Here is an 18,000-nt window from a genome sequence, read left to right on the forward strand (position 1 = left end):
CTTTGATTTTATGCAGGGTTTTGTTCGTCAAAAAAATCAATTTGTACACCAAACTCTTTCTCTATGGCCTCCCCCAACGCCATAATACCGTAACGTTCTGTGGCATGATGTCCCGCACTGATAAAGGCGATCCCAGTTTCATTAGCCAAATGATATTGCGCCTCAGAAATTTCTCCGGTAACAAAAACATCCACCCCCTCATTAATAGCTGTTTGGAAAAATCCTTGTGCACCGCCCGTACACCAAGCTAATTTACTAATTTTCTTCTCAACATCCCCAACAACAACCGGGATTCTACCAAGCTGCTTTTCAAGCTGTACTGCCAAATCTGCCAAAGTTTGCGATTGGTTAAGGCAGCCTATATTTAACAGATTCTGTTCGCCACACTGCCGCTCGGTTATCCATCCCATTCGTGCTGCTAAGCGAGCATTGTTACCCAACTCGGAATGAGCATCGAGAGGAAGGTGATAGCCAACCATATTGATTTCATGTTTCAACAATGTTGCAATTCGTTGTTTTTTCCAACCGGTAATTGTTTGCAATTCATTTTTCCAAAACATACCATGGTGTACCAAAAGCATATCCGCACCACTATCTGCAGCATATGTAATAGCAGCATGGCTGGCAGTAACAGCCGTTACAACTTTCTTAATATTTTCGGCACCCTCAACTTGCAAACCATTTGGAGCATAATCTTTGAATAGATAGGGCTGCAACATATCGTCACACCAGGCTAATAACGTTTGGCGTGTAATCATTAGGACTCCAATTCTCTAACTATTCAGACGGCCTGTATCAGGCCTGGGTTTAACTAAAAAGATTTAAACAAATAAAGCCGGCTTCTCAAACTATAACGGCTCTATAACAAAATTAATAATCAAATAGTGTTTTCGATATGAAAACTACATCTCGATTTGTCTGCATTAAATAATACATAGTTACCTTTCCATATAACTTGTTACAAACAATGCATAACTACGATTGTTAGAATAATTTACCAGATAGAATTTTATATCAGATATTTTATTTTTAATTTCCGTTTGCTTCTCCTACTTTTTATTATACCGAAGCCCAAATATAAAAATGCACCAAAAATAAAAGGCCGTCTGAAATATTTTCAGACGGCCTTTAATCTTTTCAATCGGTTAACTACCGATAATTCCTCCATCATCTTTAGTAATAACAACCGTTGCTGCACGCGGCCGGCCACCTTGTGGTCCGTCCGGCCAGCTGGAAATAGCCAAAGGATTTGCCGGGTCTGTATCTCCCTCACTCGGTTCCCCCGGATGCTGGATATTGATAAACATAGTACGGTTATCAGGTGTAAACGCGATTCCGGTAATTTCCGAACCATTCGGCCCGGTTAGGAAACGGCGGTACTCATTAGTACCCGGAATAGTTGCAACCATTTGATTATTGCCCATACCTGCATACTCTTTGGCATTTAATGTTGATGTAGAAACGTCTGTTTGAATCCACAGCACACCACGATTATCAAAAGCCAATCCGTCAGGGCTACCGAAATCATCACCATTAATATTGCCTTGATGTTCTGCTTTTACAGCATTTTTGTTACCAGCCAATACCAAGATATCCCATTTAAAGGTAACTTGTGTACCATCACCATTACTTTCCTGCCAGTGGATAATATGTCCGAAACGGTTATCGTTGCGAGGATTGGCGGCATCGGCTGAAGGCTTACCTGCTTGCCCACGCTGATTATTATTGGTAAGGGTACAATAAATGCTGCCTGAAATAAACGGATCTGCCGTAATCCATTCAGGGCGGTCCATTTTGGTCGCACCTAGCATATCAGCGGCCATACGGGTTTTTACTAATACTTCACCTTGGTCTTCAAACCCGTTTTCGACAGTCAAGCCGTTTTGTCCGTGTATCAAAGGTAACCAATCCCCGCTTCCATCCTCATTAAATCGTGCAACATAAAGGATTCCCTCTTCCAGCAAACGCATATTCGCAGCGCGATTATTTGGTTGGTATTTATTTTTTGATACAAATTTATAGATATACTCAAACCGTTGGTCGTCTCCCATGTAAACAGCCAGCTGCCCGTTCGGCGTTACAGTAACCTTAGCACCTTCATGTTTGAAACGCCCCAGCGAAGTATGTTTACGCGGAGTCGATTTAGGGTCAAACGGATCAATTTCCACAATCCAGCCAAAACGGTTAGGCTCATTGGGGTTTTTCTCACTATTAAAACGATCGTCTACTTCGCTCCATCGGTAACTATCATCATTTTGGCCGATACCATAACGCTTTTCCAAAGGTGTAATCTTGCCACTCGGATTCGTAAAAATATCACTCCAGTTTTCCTCGCACGTTAGATATGTTCCCCAAGGAGTATAGCCGTTGGCACAGTTCTGCATCGTTCCAAGAATACGCTCACCTCGTGAATCAGCGTGCGTTTTCATCAAACGGTGACCTCTGGCTGGCCCGGTAACACCCATAGGAGTATGCGGCGTAATCCGACGCGCATAACGAGACGGACGGACAACATCCCAACCTCTAGCACCTTTTTTTACCTCTATTACCGAAACGCCCATCGCATTTTGACTTTTACGCGCTTTGTTTAAATCCCAATTGGCCGTACCATCTTTGAATAACAAACCATTATCAACATATTCATGATTCATGGCCAGCAAACCGTGATTACTGCTTTCCGAACCTAACGGTAAAGGAAAAAAAGCCATACCGTCATGATGCATACCAGCCTGTAATGCTTGCTCTTGTGTAGTGTTAGAAGCATCTGTTTTAAATACCGGCATTTTCCCTGGAATACCGACCGGATCCCCCCACTTATAAAATGCACGAGCCGTATATCCTTTCGGTACAATCACTTGATCTTGAGTTGAAAATGGCACTGAATGAAAATTCAGCTTTTTTGCCCGTTGCATCCTACTTTCCAATACGGCTGCTTGTGTAGAACTATGGCCACCGAATAAACCCAATGGCAAAACGGCTGCCACTCCCAGCGCACTACTACTCTGCAATATGCTACGACGTGATACATGCACATTCATTACATGTGAAAATGCAGTATTACTACTTTCATTACTAATCTCATCGGCATGGCTGTTTTTAATCAGATGATTTTTTAGAGGTCGGCCCATGATTTTGTCCTTTTAAATTGAGTTTTTACTTAAAATATAAAACATAGTAAGCATAACTTCTTAAAATGACATTTTTATGTGCGTTTGATGACACTTCAATTACAGCCACTACAGGATATCAGCTTCATATTTAAATGTTTTATCAAATCCTGATTAATTTAATGCGAAAGTAGTTCTCAGTATTCCTTACCATTGAATGACAAGAAGCTAATGCAATAAATACATTGATTTTCTTAAACCCTAACCAAACTTTATATGTTGATACATTTAAGAATCAAAAAATAAAAAAGCCCGCAAACAGTGTTTGCAGGCTTTAAACTTGTGGGTACTTTTCAGACGGCCTTACATCATACCACCCATGCCGCCCATACCACCCATGCCGCCCATATCTGGCATAGCAGGTTTATCTTCCGGGATTTCAGCAATCATACAATCAGTAGTCAGCATCAAACCTGCAATAGAAGCAGCATGCTGTAATGCAGAGCGGGTTACTTTCGCCGGATCCAAAACACCCATCTCAATCATATCACCGTACTCACCGGTACCAGCATTAAAGCCAAAGTTACCTTGACCTTCCAATACTTTATTCACAACTACGCTTGGTTCATCGCCAGCATTTGCAACAATTTGACGAAGAGGCGCCTCGATTGCGCGCAGTACAATTGCTACACCTGCATCTTGATCAGCATTGCTACCTTTGAGGTTTTCCAATGCAGAGCGGGCACGCAAAAGTGCTACGCCACCGCCCGCTACCACACCTTCTTCTACAGCTGCTCTAGTAGCATGCAAGGCATCATCTACACGGTCTTTTTTCTCTTTCATTTCAACTTCAGTAGCAGCACCAACTTTGATCACGGCAACACCACCGGCTAATTTAGCCACACGCTCTTGAAGTTTTTCCTTATCATAATCGCTGGTTGCAGTTTCAATCTGGGTACGAATTTCTTTCACTCGGGCTTCAACGGCATTCTTGTCACCTAAACCATCGATAATCGTAGTATTTTCTTTACCTACTTCAATACGTTTAGCTTGACCTAAATCATCCAGAGTAGCTTTTTCCAATGACAAACCTACTTCTTCAGCAATAACGGTACCACCTGTAAGAATAGCGATATCTTGTAACATAGCTTTACGACGATCACCAAATCCAGGAGCCTTCACTGCAACGGTTTTCAAGATACCTCGGATATTATTAACAACCAAAGTTGCTAAAGCTTCACCCTCAACATCCTCTGCAATAATCAACAACGGACGGCTAGTTTTAGCAACTTGCTCCAACACAGGCAGCAAATCACGGATATTGCTGATTTTTTTATCAAACAGCAATACAAATGGATTATCCATACCTGCAATTTGCTTTTCAACATCGGTTACAAAATAAGGAGATAAGTAACCACGGTCAAACTGCATACCTTTCACTACTTCTACTTCATTTTCTAATGATTTGCCATCTTCTACGGTAATGACACCTTCTTTACCTACTTCATTCATAGCTTGGGCAATGATGGCACCAATTGACTCATCAGAGTTAGCAGAAATTGATGCAACCTGAGCGATTTCTTTTGACTTTTCAGGTACCGGCTTCGCAATATTTTTCAACTCCTCTACCAAGGCAGCAACAGCTTTATCAATACCTCGTTTCAAATCAGTCGGATTCATACCCGCTGCTACATATTTCATACCTTCGGCAACAATCGCTTGTGCCAATACGGTAGCAGTAGTAGTACCGTCACCTGCAACATCCGAAGTTTTAGACGCCACTTCTTTAACCATTTGAGCGCCCATGTTTTCAAACTTATCTTTTAATTCAATCTCTTTTGCCACAGATACACCATCTTTAGTGATATGTGGACCGCCAAATGCACGATCTAATACTACATTACGTCCCTTCGGACCTAAAGTTACTTTAACTGCATTAGCTAAGATATTCACACCATTTACCATTTTTTGGCGAACATCATTACCAAATTGTACGTCTTTAGCTGCCATTTTCATCTCCAACTTTAACTTAAATATATTTATAAGCAGGCCCAATCTTATTTAGATGGCGCCTTTTGTTCATATTAAAACAACAGATTACTCTACAATGCCAAAGATATCTTCCTCGCGCATTACCAATAGTTCTTCACCATCAGCTTTAACAGTTTGACCGCTGTATTTTCCAAAAATTACTTTGTCGCCAACTTTAACATCTAAAGAACGACGCTGGCCGTCTTTACCAACTTTACCTGCGCCTACGGCGATTACCTCACCCATATCTGGTTTTTCAGCAGCAGCTCCCGGCAATACAATACCTGAGGCAGTTTTTTCTTCAGCTTCCAAGCGTTTAACAACTACACGGTCATGTAAAGGACGAATGGTCATGTGTATGCTCCGATAAAATATAACAATACCTGCAAAGGCAGATGTTTCAAACAAAATCAGTATTTGTACTCTAACAGTAAATACAAATACCGGATTTCAATACTTACCTAAATAAGGGTGAATACAACAAATTCAAGTAATTTTCAAAATTATTTTGTACTCATAAAAATAATCAAAGTTAGTCAAATTGTGGTTATATTTAAATACTTAGAATTAGTAACCTGCAAAAATAAAAATTTTCATATACTACAAATATCTTACATGATCTGGTGGTGGCGGTCGTCCATTGATAGTCAGCTACACCACCAGTCCTGCGGCGGAGGTTTTCTTCAGCAAGGGCCGATACAGGGTTCCGCCGACAGGGAACCTGCTACTCAAAGGAGGCGTTTACCGTCAGGTAGAAGGCGCGGCGGTATTAAGAGGAGCGGCCCAACCGGCACTGGCCGGCAAGCTGGTGGCCTTTCTACAGGCCCCCGAGGCGCAACAGGCGCTACCCGCCGAAATGTGGGTCTACCCAGCCATCAAAGGCACCCGCCTTCCTCTCGCCTTTAGCTTTGCAGAGCCGCCGCCGGAGCACAGTACGCCCGGTTACAGCACCATCACCCGCAAACAACAGCAGTGGGTCAACCGCTGGATACGCACGGTTTTGCGCTAAAGCTAAGTATGCAGGACCGAAGCAAAGCCAAACAGCCGTACAATCCCCATAGATTGTACGGCTGTTTTTAGAAATCAGTATTTTTTAGTTTGTTTACTTGTTAGTTTGCTTTTCAAGAAGCAAATTAAAAGCCCCGGCTTTACCGGGGCTTTTAGGAATGGGTGTCTGGCAGTGACCTACTTTCACATGGGAATCCACACTATCATCGGCGCTGAGTCGTTTCACGGTCCTGTTCGGGATGGGAAGGCGTGGGACCAACTCGCTATGGCCGCCAGACTTAAACTGTCAAATTGATAAAGCCGTTATGGAAGGTTTATTCCACTTATTTATTATTTAATCAACGGTGATGGTATCTTTATAATCAAGACTTACATAAGCTTTTTCATTTCGGGCAAAGCCCTTCAAATGATAGAGTCAAGCCTCACGAGCAATTAGTATCGGTTAGCTCCATGCATTGCTGCACTTCCACACCCGACCTATCAACGTCCTGGTCTCGAACGACTCTTTAGGGTGGTTAAACCACCAGGGAAGTCTCATCTTCAGGCGAGTTTCACGCTTAGATGCTTTCAGCGTTTATCTCTTCCGAACTTAGCTACCCGGCTATGCCACTGGCGTGACAACCGGTACACCAGAGGTTCGTCCACTCCGGTCCTCTCGTACTAGGAGCAGCCCCCGTCAAACTTCCAACGCCCACTGCAGATAGGGACCAAACTGTCTCACGACGTTTTAAACCCAGCTCACGTACCACTTTAAATGGCGAACAGCCATACCCTTGGGACCGACTACAGCCCCAGGATGTGATGAGCCGACATCGAGGTGCCAAACTCCGCCGTCGATATGAACTCTTGGGCGGAATCAGCCTGTTATCCCCGGAGTACCTTTTATCCGTTGAGCGATGGCCCTTCCATACAGAACCACCGGATCACTATGTCCTGCTTTCGCACCTGCTCGACTTGTCGGTCTCGCAGTTAAGCTACCTTTTGCCATTGCACTATCAGTCCGATTTCCGACCGGACCTAGGTAACCTTCGAACTCCTCCGTTACTCTTTGGGAGGAGACCGCCCCAGTCAAACTGCCTACCATGCACGGTCCCCGACCCGGATAACGGGTCTGGGTTAGAACCTCAAAGACACCAGGGTGGTATTTCAAGGACGGCTCCACAGAAACTGGCGTCTCTGCTTCAAAGCCTCCCACCTATCCTACACAAGTGCCTTCAAAGTCCAATGCAAAGCTACAGTAAAGGTTCACGGGGTCTTTCCGTCTAGCAGCGGGGAGATTGCATCTTCACAACCATTTCAACTTCGCTGAGTCTCAGGAGGAGACAGTGTGGCCATCGTTACGCCATTCGTGCGGGTCGGAACTTACCCGACAAGGAATTTCGCTACCTTAGGACCGTTATAGTTACGGCCGCCGTTTACTGGGGCTTCGATCCGATGCTTGCACATCTTCAATTAACCTTCCAGCACCGGGCAGGCGTCACACCCTATACGTCCACTTTCGTGTTAGCAGAGTGCTGTGTTTTTAATAAACAGTCGCAGCCACCTATTCTCTGCGACCCTCCGATGCTTACGCAGCAAGTGCTTCACATTAGAGGGCATACCTTCTCCCGAAGTTACGGTATCAATTTGCCGAGTTCCTTCTCCTGAGTTCTCTCAAGCGCCTTAGAATTCTCATCCTACCCACCTGTGTCGGTTTGCGGTACGGTTCTGATTTAGCTGAAGCTTAGTGGCTTTTCCTGGAAGCGTGGTATCTGTCACTTCAACTCCGTAGAGTCTCGTTATCACTTCTCGGTGTTATGAAAGTCCGGATTTGCCTAAACTTTCCACCTACCGGCTTGAACGACCTATTCCAACAGGCCGCTGACATAACCTTCTCCGTCCCCACATCGCACTAAATCAAAGTACGGGAATATTAACCCGTTTCCCATCGACTACGCATTTCTGCCTCGCCTTAGGGGCCGACTCACCCTACGCCGATGAACGTTGCGTAGGAAACCTTGGGTTTTCGGCGAGCGGGCTTTTCACCCGCTTTATCGCTACTCATGTCAACATTCGCACTTCTGATACCTCCAGCAACCTTCTCAAGTTACCTTCTTCGGCCTACAGAACGCTCCCCTACCATGCTAATAAATTAGCATCCGCAGCTTCGGTTATAGATTTGAGCCCCGTTACATCTTCCGCGCAGGACGACTCGACCAGTGAGCTATTACGCTTTCTTTAAATGATGGCTGCTTCTAAGCCAACATCCTGGCTGTCTGGGCCTTCCCACTTCGTTTACCACTTAATCTATCATTTGGGACCTTAGCTGGCGGTCTGGGTTGTTTCCCTTTTGACAACGGACGTTAGCACCCGCTGTCTGTCTCCCGAGGAACAACTTGATGGTATTCTTAGTTTGCCATGGGTTGGTAAGTTGCAATAACCCCCTAGCCATAACAGTGCTTTACCCCCATCAGTCTCTTACTCGAGGCACTACCTAAATAGTTTTCGGGGAGAACCAGCTATCTCCGAGTTTGTTTAGCCTTTCACCCCTATCCACAGCTCATCCCCGCATTTTGCAACATGCGTGGGTTCGGACCTCCAGTACCTGTTACGGCACCTTCATCCTGGCCATGGATAGATCACTCGGTTTCGGGTCTACACCCAGCAACTCATCGCCCTATTAAGACTCGGTTTCCCTACGCCTCCCCTATCCGGTTAAGCTCGCTACTGAATGTAAGTCGTTGACCCATTATACAAAAGGTACGCAGTCACGGAACAAGTCCGCTCCCACTGTTTGTATGCATCAGGTTTCAGGTTCTATTTCACTCCCCTCCCGGGGTTCTTTTCGCCTTTCCCTCACGGTACTGGTTCACTATCGGTCGATGATGAGTATTTAGCCTTGGAGGATGGTCCCCCCATATTCAGACAGGATTTCACGTGTCCCGCCCTACTTGTCGTATACCTAGTACCATCATTGCAATTTCGAATACGGGGCTATCACCCACTATGGCCAAGCTTCCCAGCTTGTTCTTCTATCGCAACAATTATCATATACAGGCTCCTCCGCGTTCGCTCGCCACTACTTACGGAATCTCGGTTGATTTCTTTTCCTCCGGGTACTTAGATGGTTCAGTTCTCCGGGTTCGCTTCGCTTATCCTATGTATTCAGATAAGGATACTCAGCAAGCTGAGTGGGTTTCCCCATTCGGACATCGCGGGATCATAGCTTTATTGCCAGCTCCCCCACGCTTTTCGCAGGCTTACACGTCCTTCGTCGCCTATCATCGCCAAGGCATCCACCTGATGCACTTATTCACTTGACTCTATCATTTCAAGAACCTTTTTGACTTCGCCTTCATCCCGTTGACTAGGCAATCCGGCTTAAGGCACTTACTTTGATAAAGCTTACTGCTTGTTGTGTACCGATCCTGCCTTTTGTTTTTCAGGACCGGTTGATACAATCATCACCCAAATACTGTGATCGAATTGCTTATTAAATACTCAGCAAGGCTTTTCTTTAAAGTTTGAAAAAAAGCAGTTGCAACCGCTTCTTTCCCAATCCGACCAACATTGTCTTTGTTTGTTGATTTCGGCTTTCCAATTTGTTAAAGATCGATGCGCTTTCCAAGCAACTTCTTACATATGCAATACAACATATGCCAGCCGCTGGCTTACTTCGCAAATCAAAATGAGCTGGCCATTATAACAGCCAACTTCTGAAAGTCAACTAAAAAGAAGCTTTTTCGCGCTTCTTCACTTCAACTTTCTTTCGCTTTGATTTGCAAAGTATGGTGGAGGCAAACGGGATCGAACCGATGACCCCCTGCTTGCAAAGCAGGTGCTCTACCAACTGAGCTATGCCCCCAGTATCGGGTATCCTGGCCCTTCGCTTTCCAAATCCGCTACCGGACTCTTCTGCTTCATGCGTTTGGTGGGTCTGGGAGGACTTGAACCTCCGACCCCACGCTTATCAAGCGTGTGCTCTAACCAGCTGAGCTACAAACCCAAGGCCTTGTTTACTTCCTTTGCATCTCTAATTCCACAGCTTACCGATAAGTGTGAATGCCTTAAACCTCTTCTTCTCTAGAAAGGAGGTGATCCAGCCGCAGGTTCCCCTACGGCTACCTTGTTACGACTTCACCCCAGTCATGAAGCATACCGTGTTAAGCGGGCTCCCGAAGGTTACCCTACCCAATTCTGGTATCCCCCACTCCCATGGTGTGACGGGCGGTGTGTACAAGACCCGGGAACGTATTCACCGCAGTATGCTGACCTGCGATTACTAGCGATTCCGACTTCATGCACTCGAGTTGCAGAGTGCAATCCGGACTACGATCGGTTTTCTGGGATTGGCTCCGCCTCGCGGCTTGGCTACCCTCTGTACCGACCATTGTATGACGTGTGAAGCCCTGGTCATAAGGGCCATGAGGACTTGACGTCATCCCCACCTTCCTCCGGCTTGTCACCGGCAGTCTCATTAGAGTGCCCAACTAAATGATGGCAACTAATGACAAGGGTTGCGCTCGTTGCGGGACTTAACCCAACATCTCACGACACGAGCTGACGACAGCCATGCAGCACCTGTGTTACGGTTCCCGAAGGCACCCCTCCGTCTCTGGAGGGTTCCGTACATGTCAAGACCAGGTAAGGTTCTTCGCGTTGCATCGAATTAATCCACATCATCCACCGCTTGTGCGGGTCCCCGTCAATTCCTTTGAGTTTTAATCTTGCGACCGTACTCCCCAGGCGGTCAATTTCACGCGTTAGCTACGCTACTAAGGTATCAAGTACCCCAACAGCTAATTGACATCGTTTAGGGCGTGGACTACCAGGGTATCTAATCCTGTTTGCTACCCACGCTTTCGAGCATGAACGTCAGTGTTATCCCAGGGGGCTGCCTTCGCCATCGGTATTCCTCCACATCTCTACGCATTTCACTGCTACACGTGGAATTCTACCCCCCTCTGACACACTCTAGTCACCCAGTTCAAAACGCAGTTCCCAGGTTGAGCCCGGGGCTTTCACATCTTGCTTAAGTAACCGTCTGCGCTCGCTTTACGCCCAGTAATTCCGATTAACGCTCGCACCCTACGTATTACCGCGGCTGCTGGCACGTAGTTAGCCGGTGCTTATTCTTCAGGTACCGTCATAAGCTCAGGGTATTAACCCAAACCCTTTCTTCCCTGACAAAAGTCCTTTACAACCCGAAGGCCTTCTTCAGACACGCGGCATGGCTGGATCAGGCTTTCGCCCATTGTCCAAAATTCCCCACTGCTGCCTCCCGTAGGAGTCTGGGCCGTGTCTCAGTCCCAGTGTGGCGGATCATCCTCTCAGACCCACTACTGATCGTCGCCTTGGTAGGCCTTTACCCCACCAACTAGCTAATCAGACATTGGCCGCTCGAATAACGCGAGGCCCGAAGGTCCCCCGCTTTCCTCCTCAGAGCGTATGCGGTATTAGCCATCCTTTCGGACAGTTATCCCCCATTACTCGGTACGTTCCAATGTATTACTCACCCGTTCGCCACTCGCCACCAAAAGAGCAAGCTCTTTCGTGCTGCCGTTCGACTTGCATGTGTAAAGCATGCCGCCAGCGTTCAATCTGAGCCAGGATCAAACTCTTATGTTCAATCTCTAACTTTTTAACTTCTGGTCTGCTTCAAAGAAACTGACAAAGCGTAGATAATCTACATCTTGTCTGTTTTTGTCGCAGTGTGAGGCCCAAGGCACTCACACTTATCGGTAATCTGTTTGTTAAAGAGCAAGACCGAAATTATAAACCACCAAAATTTTATCTGTCAAGACTAAAAGCAACCAATCCGTTTACTCAAAATCCCAACCGTGGTACAATCTACAGTCAGTTTTATTCACCGCCTCAGCAGCGAAGAACCGAACTATACACAACCCAAACAAAATCCGTCAACCCCCAAAACAAAAAATCCCCCAGAAAAAATTGCACCCATCTGTTTTACAACAGAATTTTTTATAACTAAAAATAGACAAAACAGTACATATCCAACAGCAAACACTACAAAAGCATTCAATCTTCTTAATTTCGCAAACTCCCGAAATAATCAAATAATCGCGCGACACCAACTAGTAAACTTTATTCGCATGATACAAGCTTGCCTACGACGCTTTACTGCATTGCGTTTATTTTTTTATTTTTTAATGTGCATCTTGATAGAACGCATCTAAACAAACTTAACAGATGAATTGTTTTCAGACGGCCCAACTCGTATAAGCCTTTGCTACAATAGCAAACTGATATGTTTCTTAGTAAGGCCCGTTTTAAGACACTTAAACAATAACCCCAAACTCATGTGTTTTTGGTATGATTAATTCTTTAAAACAATTCTTATCGTGTATTTAGGCGGTGACCATGTCAGTATATACAAGCATCTCAGACCAAGAGATGCATGATTTTTTACAAGCTTACAATATTGGCAAATTTCTCTCACTACAAGGCATTGCACAAGGCATTACCAACAGTAACTATTTTATCAATACCAGCCAAGGCCGCTTTGTACTCACTGTATTTGAAGCACTAACACAAGCAGAACTACCATTTTTCTTAAAACTAAAACAACACTTAAGCCAAAATGGTGTAGCCTGCCCCACCCCAATCCCTCAAAAAAATAATAAGCTAGAAGCAACACTAGCCAACAAACCCGCATGCATCGTCAGCTGTCTGAATGGAACCGATGCGAGCTGGCCAACCACCCAACAATGCTTCAATACAGGGAAAATGCTTGCGAAAATGCATATAGCCGGACAAGATTTTCCTCTGCATATGGAAAACCCACGCTACTTATCATGGTGGCACGAGGCTTCAAAAAAACTATTTCCTCTATTAAACAAAGAAGATTCAATACTGCTTAAAACTACAATAGCCAATATTGATAAATATCCTACAGAACACCTACCCAATGGAATTATTCATGCAGACTTATTTAAAGATAATGTCTTATTACAAGGAGATGAAGTTTCCGGATTCATTGACTTCTATTACGCCTGCAACGGAAGCTTCATATACGATATAGCCATTGCAATCAATGACTGGGCACGAAATTCCAACAACATCCTAGATAACAGTCTAGAGCAAGCCTTTCTAAGTGGGTACGAGGAAATTCGACCGCTAACGGAATCAGAGCGCTTATACTACCCAATTGCAAAACGTGCAGGCTGCTTACGATTCTGGGTATCTCGCCTTCTAGATTTTCACTTTCCCCAAGAAGGAGAAATGACGTTTATTAAAGACCCAAATATATTTAGGGATTTATTACTAAGCTTCAACCAACACCAAACTCAAATATATATTTAATGACTAGACTCCAAATTTAAAGCATTTTAGATCATATTTAACCATAAACTAAAGCCCCGAAAGACGGGGCTTTAGCTACATCAAAAAGCTTAATGAAAAAACAACTTATTCATCAGCACCCGTATAAGGGCGCACACTTACGGTTTTGCGGTTCAAAGCACCTTTAGTTGCAAATTCAACATAACCATCTACTTTTGCAAAAAGAGTGTGATCCTTACCCATGCCTACATTATCACCAGCATGGAAGCGTGTACCACGTTGACGAACAATAATAGAACCCGCAGGAATCAATTCATTGCCGTAGGCTTTCACACCCAAGCGCTTGGCTTCTGAATCGCGACCGTTTTTAGAGCTACCACCAGCTTTTTTGGTTGCCATTTTACGTTACTCCTAAACTGATTAAATTAAGCGATTGCTACGATTTCGATTTGGGTGAAATTTTGACGGTGCCCTTGGCGCTTTTGATAATGCTTACGGCGGCGCATTTTGAAAATGCGTATTTTTTCACCACGACCATGAGCAACTACTTTAGCAGTTACCTTAGCGCCCTCAATAAACGGAGCACCTACTTTTACAGACTCACCGTCAGCAATCATCAAAACTTCATTCAGTTCGATTTGACTGTCGAGTTCGGCTGGTATCTGTTCTACTTTCAATTTTTCGCCAACGGTAACCTTATATTGTTTACCGCCAGTTTTTACGACCGCGTACATACTCAACTCCATGAGAATTTTTAGTTAAATCTTTTCGTACACCCTGTACGAAACTATAAATTTTAAACAATACACTTAAATCTGTCAAAAACTTATTTGAGCATATGCATTGCCATCCTTATAGTCAACACCCTACATCAACTTTAAAATATTCACGGAATCCATGCACATATACAACATTACTGCTATAATCGTTGACTAAATTATTGCAGTGTTGAATATACAACAAAGCTTACCATACAACAATTCCATCCATTCTGGGTTCTCCCATGCTTGAAAACTTGCCTTATTTCCAACGTCACCTACCCGATGACCTTGCCAGAGTAAATGTTGTCATTAACCAAGCTGTTCAATCCGAGGTAGCTTTAATTTCCCAAATCGGCACATATATCATTAGTGCCGGAGGCAAACGTCTGCGCCCCATTATCACTATTTTGGCAGGTAAAGCATTAGGATATGATGAGCAAAAACTTTACTCTTTAGCCGCTATGGTTGAGTTTATCCATACATCTACGCTGTTACATGATGATGTAGTAGATGAAAGTGACTTACGTCGAGGTCGAAAAACTGCCAATAACCTTTTCGGGAACGCTGCTGCAGTTTTGGTAGGTGATTTTTTATATACTCGCGCATTTCAACTGATGGTAGAGTCAGGCAATATGCGAATTTTAGAGATTATGGCGGATGCTACTAATATTATCGCTGAAGGCGAAGTGCTGCAATTGATGAATATTGGTAATACTGAGATTACTGAAAATGAATATCTACAGGTTATACAATACAAGACAGCAAAACTATTTGAAGCAGCCGCTCAAGTAGGAGCTATCTTGGCAGGAGCAACACTGGAACAAGAAACCGCACTAAAAAACTACGGCATGTATGTAGGTACTGCATTTCAAATAATTGATGACATTCTTGACTACTCCGGCAATCCCGATGAAATCGGTAAAAATGTCGGTGATGATCTGGCAGAAGGCAAGCCTACCTTACCTTTAATTTATCTAATGCAGCATGGGGGAGAGGCATCAAAAGATGTGCGCCACGCACTTGAAAATGCCGACCGCAGTTATTTTGCGATTATCCATAAACACATTACTAATTCAGATGCCTTAGCTTACGCAACCGAACAAGCAAAAGTAGCGGTACAAAATGCGCTAAACTGCTTGGATATTCTACCTGATAACGAAACTGTCCAAGCGATGCACCAATTAGCCAAAGAATCTTTAGCCCGAGTATCCTAGAATAAGGATACACAGCGCAGCACAATACTTATAAAAATAAAACCTCGCCGTAGTTCAACGGATAGAACGTATGCCTCCTAAGCGTAAAATACAGGTTCGATTCCTGTCGGCGAGGCCACATATTCAGAAAATATATTTAAAAATAAACTCAATAACTTAAAATAAAATTCCTAACACCGAAAGTGGTTTTGAATATTTTGAATATAGCTTCTCCTCAAGCTACGCCCCACTCTAACTTCTTCTTTCCTTTGCAACTTCCCATATTAATCATTCCTCTTTAAAGTACAATATCTCATAAGTTGGTTTATTAACCAAATCCGCCAAAGTGAATCCATCCAAATAATTTAAAAAAGCTTTTATTCCCCCTCCGATAATATCAATTAAACGACATCCCGGAGTAATCAAACACATATTTCCCTTACCCATACATTCCACTAATTGCATCGGTTCCATATAACGCACCACCTCTCCTACATTAATTTTTTCAGCGGGCCTGGCCAAACGTAACCCCCCTCCTTTCCCCCTCACACTTTCTAAAAATCCTCCTTTTACCAGAGCCGTTACTACCTTCATCAAATGGCTCTTAGAAATGTCATATTTATTAGCTATTGTAGCTATATTTACCAAACCATCATTATTAATGGCTGTGTAAATCAAAACACGCAATGCATAGTCTGTATGCTGAGTTAGATACATAACAACCTCGATATTGACATAAACATTAATCTAAGCAATTGAAACAAAATATATTTAATTTTCTAAATAACTCAAAGCACAAGCAGCGCGAGCCAAATAATCATTCAGCACAGCAAATTAATTATTTGGCATTTGCTTTATTTGTTTATAAGTTTCATAATATATGAAACTTATAAACAAATAAAGCAAAGCTAACTGCTATGAAACCCCAAAATCGCCACTCCGACTTAATCTTCTACTCACGCGAACATCATCACACTCTAACCTTATGTCTACATGTTCTGCGTAATCCAACATCCAATCACCAACAGGAAATAGAAGCACATCGGCCAGACTTACTGCATCATTTCCAGCAAGAAGAAATTCAATTCAAGCCGTTATGGCAAAAGCTTCCCATTAGTTTTCGCCAACGATTTGAACAAGACCATACAGTGCTTCGTCAACTACTCACAAAGCCTGATTATACGAATAGTGATTGGAATAATTGCTTTGCAAGCTCATTACGAGATCATATCCGTTTTGAAGAAAGAGAATTATTTCCCGCCATTGAACGTTGTGTTAGCACTTCAGAAAAATCATATTAACATTCAGACTGCCTGAAACTTTATCTCCTTAATCCAGCCTCATGCCTCTATAACGAATGAATATAGATCAAACTTAATTTAGACAACAAGGAAATCATAATGACGACGCTGTTTAAACAGCCTATTTGGGCAATGGCATTTCGCCCATTATATGTAGCAGCTTCCTTATTCGGCATAGTTTCTATACTGTTATGGGGATTCGGCTACTCCGGTACAACTGAAATGCCATCATTTTATTGGCACGCCCACGAAATGATTTGGGGTTACACCGGAGCGATTGTTGTTGGATTTCTCCTGACGGCCGTAGCCACATGGACCCAACAGCCTCCTGTACGGGGACTATCTTTAGTCATCTTAGTATGTTTATGGTTATTTGCACGCTTGTTTGCACTATTACCGGGTTACGCAATATTCAGCGGTATCACAGGCACTTTATTTTTCTGGCTGGCGGCGGCATATATGGCTCTTCCTGTGATCCGAAGCCATAATAATCGAAACTATATTACTGTATTTACATTATTTTTATTTGGCTTCAGCCATGCAGCTTTTCATTGGCATATACATCAATTTCAGACGGCCTCTATATTAAAAGCACTGACTGCCGGGCTAATAATAATCGCCGGATTTATCGGCTTGATCGGTATGCGGGTAATTCCTTTTTTCACTGCAAAAAGATTAAATATATCTGCCCAACCCACTCCTACATGGGTGACGTTCTCCGTTTTAGCACTTCCTATAATAATGTCCATACTAATACTTACCGGAAAATTCTCGGCGATTCTCGGTATTTTGGGCCTACTGACAGGCCTTATCAATCTTATCCAAACTTTCCGCTGGTGGCATAAAAAAGTATGGCATGAACCTATGCTGCTAGTTTTATTTGCCGGTTATCTCTTTACTGCACTAGGATTAATAGTTATCGCGACAGCACAATGGTTGCCGGCATATTTAAGCTTAGGTATACACCTAATTGGTGTCGGCGGGATTGGTTTACTTACCATCGGCATGATGGCACGTACAGCACTTGGACATACTGGGCGTGCAATTTACCCTGCTCCCACACTCGCTCGCTACTCCTTTGTAGCCATGCTGCTAGCCACCCTAGTCCGCATCCTCGCAATATTTTTTACAAATAAAACAGCTTATTTCCATAGCATACGGATATCAGCCTGCCTCTTCGCTCTAGCCCTGCTACTTTATGCGTGGCAATATATTCCTTGGCTTATTTCACCTCGAGGAGACAATAAGCCTGGCTAATAATTATTTTTTAATATAATTACTTATTAAAAAAAAACATCATTCCACACATGAATTGTTT

At 43.7% G+C, this 18,000-nt stretch carries 11 protein-coding genes, 3 tRNA genes, 3 rRNA genes and 1 pseudogene; 6 read left to right on the forward strand and 12 right to left on the reverse strand.

All coding sequences use genetic code 11. From position 1 onward, the window contains the following. Positions 1 to 8: 8 nt before the first annotated feature. The 4 genes from LVJ86_RS08845 to groES all read right to left on the reverse strand — a co-directional run bounded on the left by LVJ86_RS08845 (position 9) and on the right by groES (position 5,492). On the reverse strand, positions 9 to 758 hold the full coding sequence (locus LVJ86_RS08845; RefSeq protein WP_047761190.1) for a Nif3-like dinuclear metal center hexameric protein: 750 nt from the start codon (positions 756 to 758) through the stop codon (positions 9 to 11). Positions 759 to 1,145: 387 nt separating this feature from the next. Next, the gene (locus LVJ86_RS08850) at positions 1,146 to 3,128 is read right to left on the reverse strand and encodes a PhoX family protein (RefSeq protein ID WP_047761189.1); all 1,983 of its coding nucleotides are present in this window, start codon (positions 3,126 to 3,128) and stop codon (positions 1,146 to 1,148) included. A 342-nt stretch (positions 3,129 to 3,470) separates the two neighbouring features. Then, positions 3,471 to 5,117, reverse strand: coding sequence for a chaperonin GroEL (gene groL / locus LVJ86_RS08855; RefSeq protein WP_047761188.1), 1,647 nt, complete (start codon positions 5,115 to 5,117; stop codon positions 3,471 to 3,473). Between the two features lie 87 nt (positions 5,118 to 5,204). Further along, entirely contained in the window at positions 5,205 to 5,492 is a 288-nt protein-coding gene (groES, locus tag LVJ86_RS08860) for a co-chaperone GroES (RefSeq protein WP_047761187.1), read from the reverse strand. A gap of 271 nt (positions 5,493 to 5,763) precedes the next feature. Between groES and LVJ86_RS08865 the strand changes: the two are divergent. Beyond that, positions 5,764 to 6,147 (forward strand): annotated as a pseudogene (locus LVJ86_RS08865) (thiamine ABC transporter substrate-binding protein); the annotation flags it as partial. Positions 6,148 to 6,310: 163 nt separating this feature from the next. On the opposite strand, the gene rrf reads toward LVJ86_RS08865, so the two are convergent. The 5 genes from rrf to LVJ86_RS08890 form a co-directional block, all read right to left on the reverse strand. Further along, positions 6,311 to 6,423, reverse strand: a 5S ribosomal RNA gene (gene rrf, locus LVJ86_RS08870). 134 nt (positions 6,424 to 6,557) lie between these two features. Next, positions 6,558 to 9,448 (reverse strand): 23S ribosomal RNA (locus LVJ86_RS08875). A gap of 466 nt (positions 9,449 to 9,914) precedes the next feature. Beyond that, positions 9,915 to 9,990, reverse strand: a tRNA-Ala gene (locus tag LVJ86_RS08880). 64 nt (positions 9,991 to 10,054) lie between these two features. Then, a tRNA-Ile gene (locus tag LVJ86_RS08885) sits at positions 10,055 to 10,131 on the reverse strand. An 81-nt stretch (positions 10,132 to 10,212) separates the two neighbouring features. After that, positions 10,213 to 11,753, reverse strand: a 16S ribosomal RNA gene (locus LVJ86_RS08890). Together the 16S, 23S and 5S rRNA genes with 2 tRNA genes alongside form the textbook arrangement of a ribosomal RNA operon. A 753-nt stretch (positions 11,754 to 12,506) precedes the next feature. On the opposite strand from LVJ86_RS08890, the gene thrB reads away from it, so the two are divergent. Next, positions 12,507 to 13,448: a homoserine kinase gene (gene thrB, locus LVJ86_RS08895; RefSeq protein ID WP_047761881.1), complete on the forward strand. Its 942-nt coding sequence runs from the start codon at positions 12,507 to 12,509 to the stop codon at positions 13,446 to 13,448. A 105-nt stretch (positions 13,449 to 13,553) separates the two neighbouring features. On the opposite strand, the gene rpmA is transcribed toward thrB, so the two are convergent. Together rpmA and rplU are read right to left on the reverse strand one after the other, a co-directional pair. Continuing rightward, a complete protein-coding gene (rpmA, locus tag LVJ86_RS08900) occupies positions 13,554 to 13,826 on the reverse strand; it encodes a 50S ribosomal protein L27 (RefSeq protein ID WP_047761880.1) in 273 nt (90 codons plus the stop codon). 26 nt (positions 13,827 to 13,852) lie between these two features. Further along, positions 13,853 to 14,161: a 50S ribosomal protein L21 gene (rplU, locus tag LVJ86_RS08905; RefSeq protein WP_152667084.1), complete on the reverse strand. Its 309-nt coding sequence runs from the start codon at positions 14,159 to 14,161 to the stop codon at positions 13,853 to 13,855. 269 nt (positions 14,162 to 14,430) lie between these two features. Between rplU and LVJ86_RS08910 the strand changes: the two genes are divergently transcribed. Both LVJ86_RS08910 and LVJ86_RS08915 read left to right on the forward strand, forming a co-directional pair. Continuing rightward, positions 14,431 to 15,402: a polyprenyl synthetase family protein gene (locus LVJ86_RS08910; protein WP_047761878.1), complete on the forward strand. Its 972-nt coding sequence runs from the start codon at positions 14,431 to 14,433 to the stop codon at positions 15,400 to 15,402. 43 nt (positions 15,403 to 15,445) lie between these two features. After that, positions 15,446 to 15,520 (forward strand) — tRNA-Arg (locus LVJ86_RS08915). A gap of 149 nt (positions 15,521 to 15,669) precedes the next feature. Here the strand turns inward: LVJ86_RS08915 and LVJ86_RS08920 are convergent. Beyond that, a complete protein-coding gene (locus LVJ86_RS08920; RefSeq protein WP_047761877.1) occupies positions 15,670 to 16,098 on the reverse strand; it encodes an RrF2 family transcriptional regulator in 429 nt (142 codons plus the stop codon). A 200-nt stretch (positions 16,099 to 16,298) separates the two neighbouring features. On the opposite strand from LVJ86_RS08920, the gene LVJ86_RS08925 reads away from it, so the two are divergent. Together LVJ86_RS08925 and LVJ86_RS08930 are read left to right on the forward strand one after the other, a co-directional pair. Continuing rightward, positions 16,299 to 16,682 carry a hypothetical protein gene (locus LVJ86_RS08925; protein ID WP_075968096.1) on the forward strand — a complete coding sequence of 128 codons (384 nt, stop codon included), beginning with the start codon at positions 16,299 to 16,301 and terminating at the stop codon, positions 16,680 to 16,682. 99 nt (positions 16,683 to 16,781) lie between these two features. Further along, positions 16,782 to 17,939, forward strand: a complete 1,158-nt coding sequence (locus LVJ86_RS08930; RefSeq protein ID WP_047761876.1) for an NnrS family protein — start codon at positions 16,782 to 16,784, stop codon at positions 17,937 to 17,939. The last annotated feature ends 61 nt before the right edge of the window (positions 17,940 to 18,000 follow it).

The organism is Neisseria arctica, from assembly GCF_022870905.1.
In the GTDB taxonomy this organism is placed as follows: Bacteria; Pseudomonadota; Gammaproteobacteria; order Burkholderiales; family Neisseriaceae; genus Neisseria; species Neisseria arctica.

Coding starts and splice junctions, on each gene's coding strand:
- groL (WP_047761188.1), bottom strand. CDS start 5,117: ATGGCAGCTAAAGACGTACAATTTGGTAATGATGTTCGCCAAAAAATG.
- LVJ86_RS08930 (WP_047761876.1), top strand. CDS start 16,782: ATGACGACGCTGTTTAAACAGCCTATTTGGGCAATGGCATTTCGCCCA.
- LVJ86_RS08910 (WP_047761878.1), top strand. CDS start 14,431: ATGCTTGAAAACTTGCCTTATTTCCAACGTCACCTACCCGATGACCTT.
- LVJ86_RS08925 (WP_075968096.1), top strand. CDS start 16,299: ATGAAACCCCAAAATCGCCACTCCGACTTAATCTTCTACTCACGCGAA.
- LVJ86_RS08845 (WP_047761190.1), bottom strand. CDS start 758: ATGATTACACGCCAAACGTTATTAGCCTGGTGTGACGATATGTTGCAG.
- thrB (WP_047761881.1), top strand. CDS start 12,507: ATGTCAGTATATACAAGCATCTCAGACCAAGAGATGCATGATTTTTTA.
- LVJ86_RS08920 (WP_047761877.1), bottom strand. CDS start 16,098: ATGTATCTAACTCAGCATACAGACTATGCATTGCGTGTTTTGATTTAC.
- LVJ86_RS08850 (WP_047761189.1), bottom strand. CDS start 3,128: ATGGGCCGACCTCTAAAAAATCATCTGATTAAAAACAGCCATGCCGAT.
- groES (WP_047761187.1), bottom strand. CDS start 5,492: ATGACCATTCGTCCTTTACATGACCGTGTAGTTGTTAAACGCTTGGAA.
- rplU (WP_152667084.1), bottom strand. CDS start 14,161: ATGTACGCGGTCGTAAAAACTGGCGGTAAACAATATAAGGTTACCGTT.
- rpmA (WP_047761880.1), bottom strand. CDS start 13,826: ATGGCAACCAAAAAAGCTGGTGGTAGCTCTAAAAACGGTCGCGATTCA.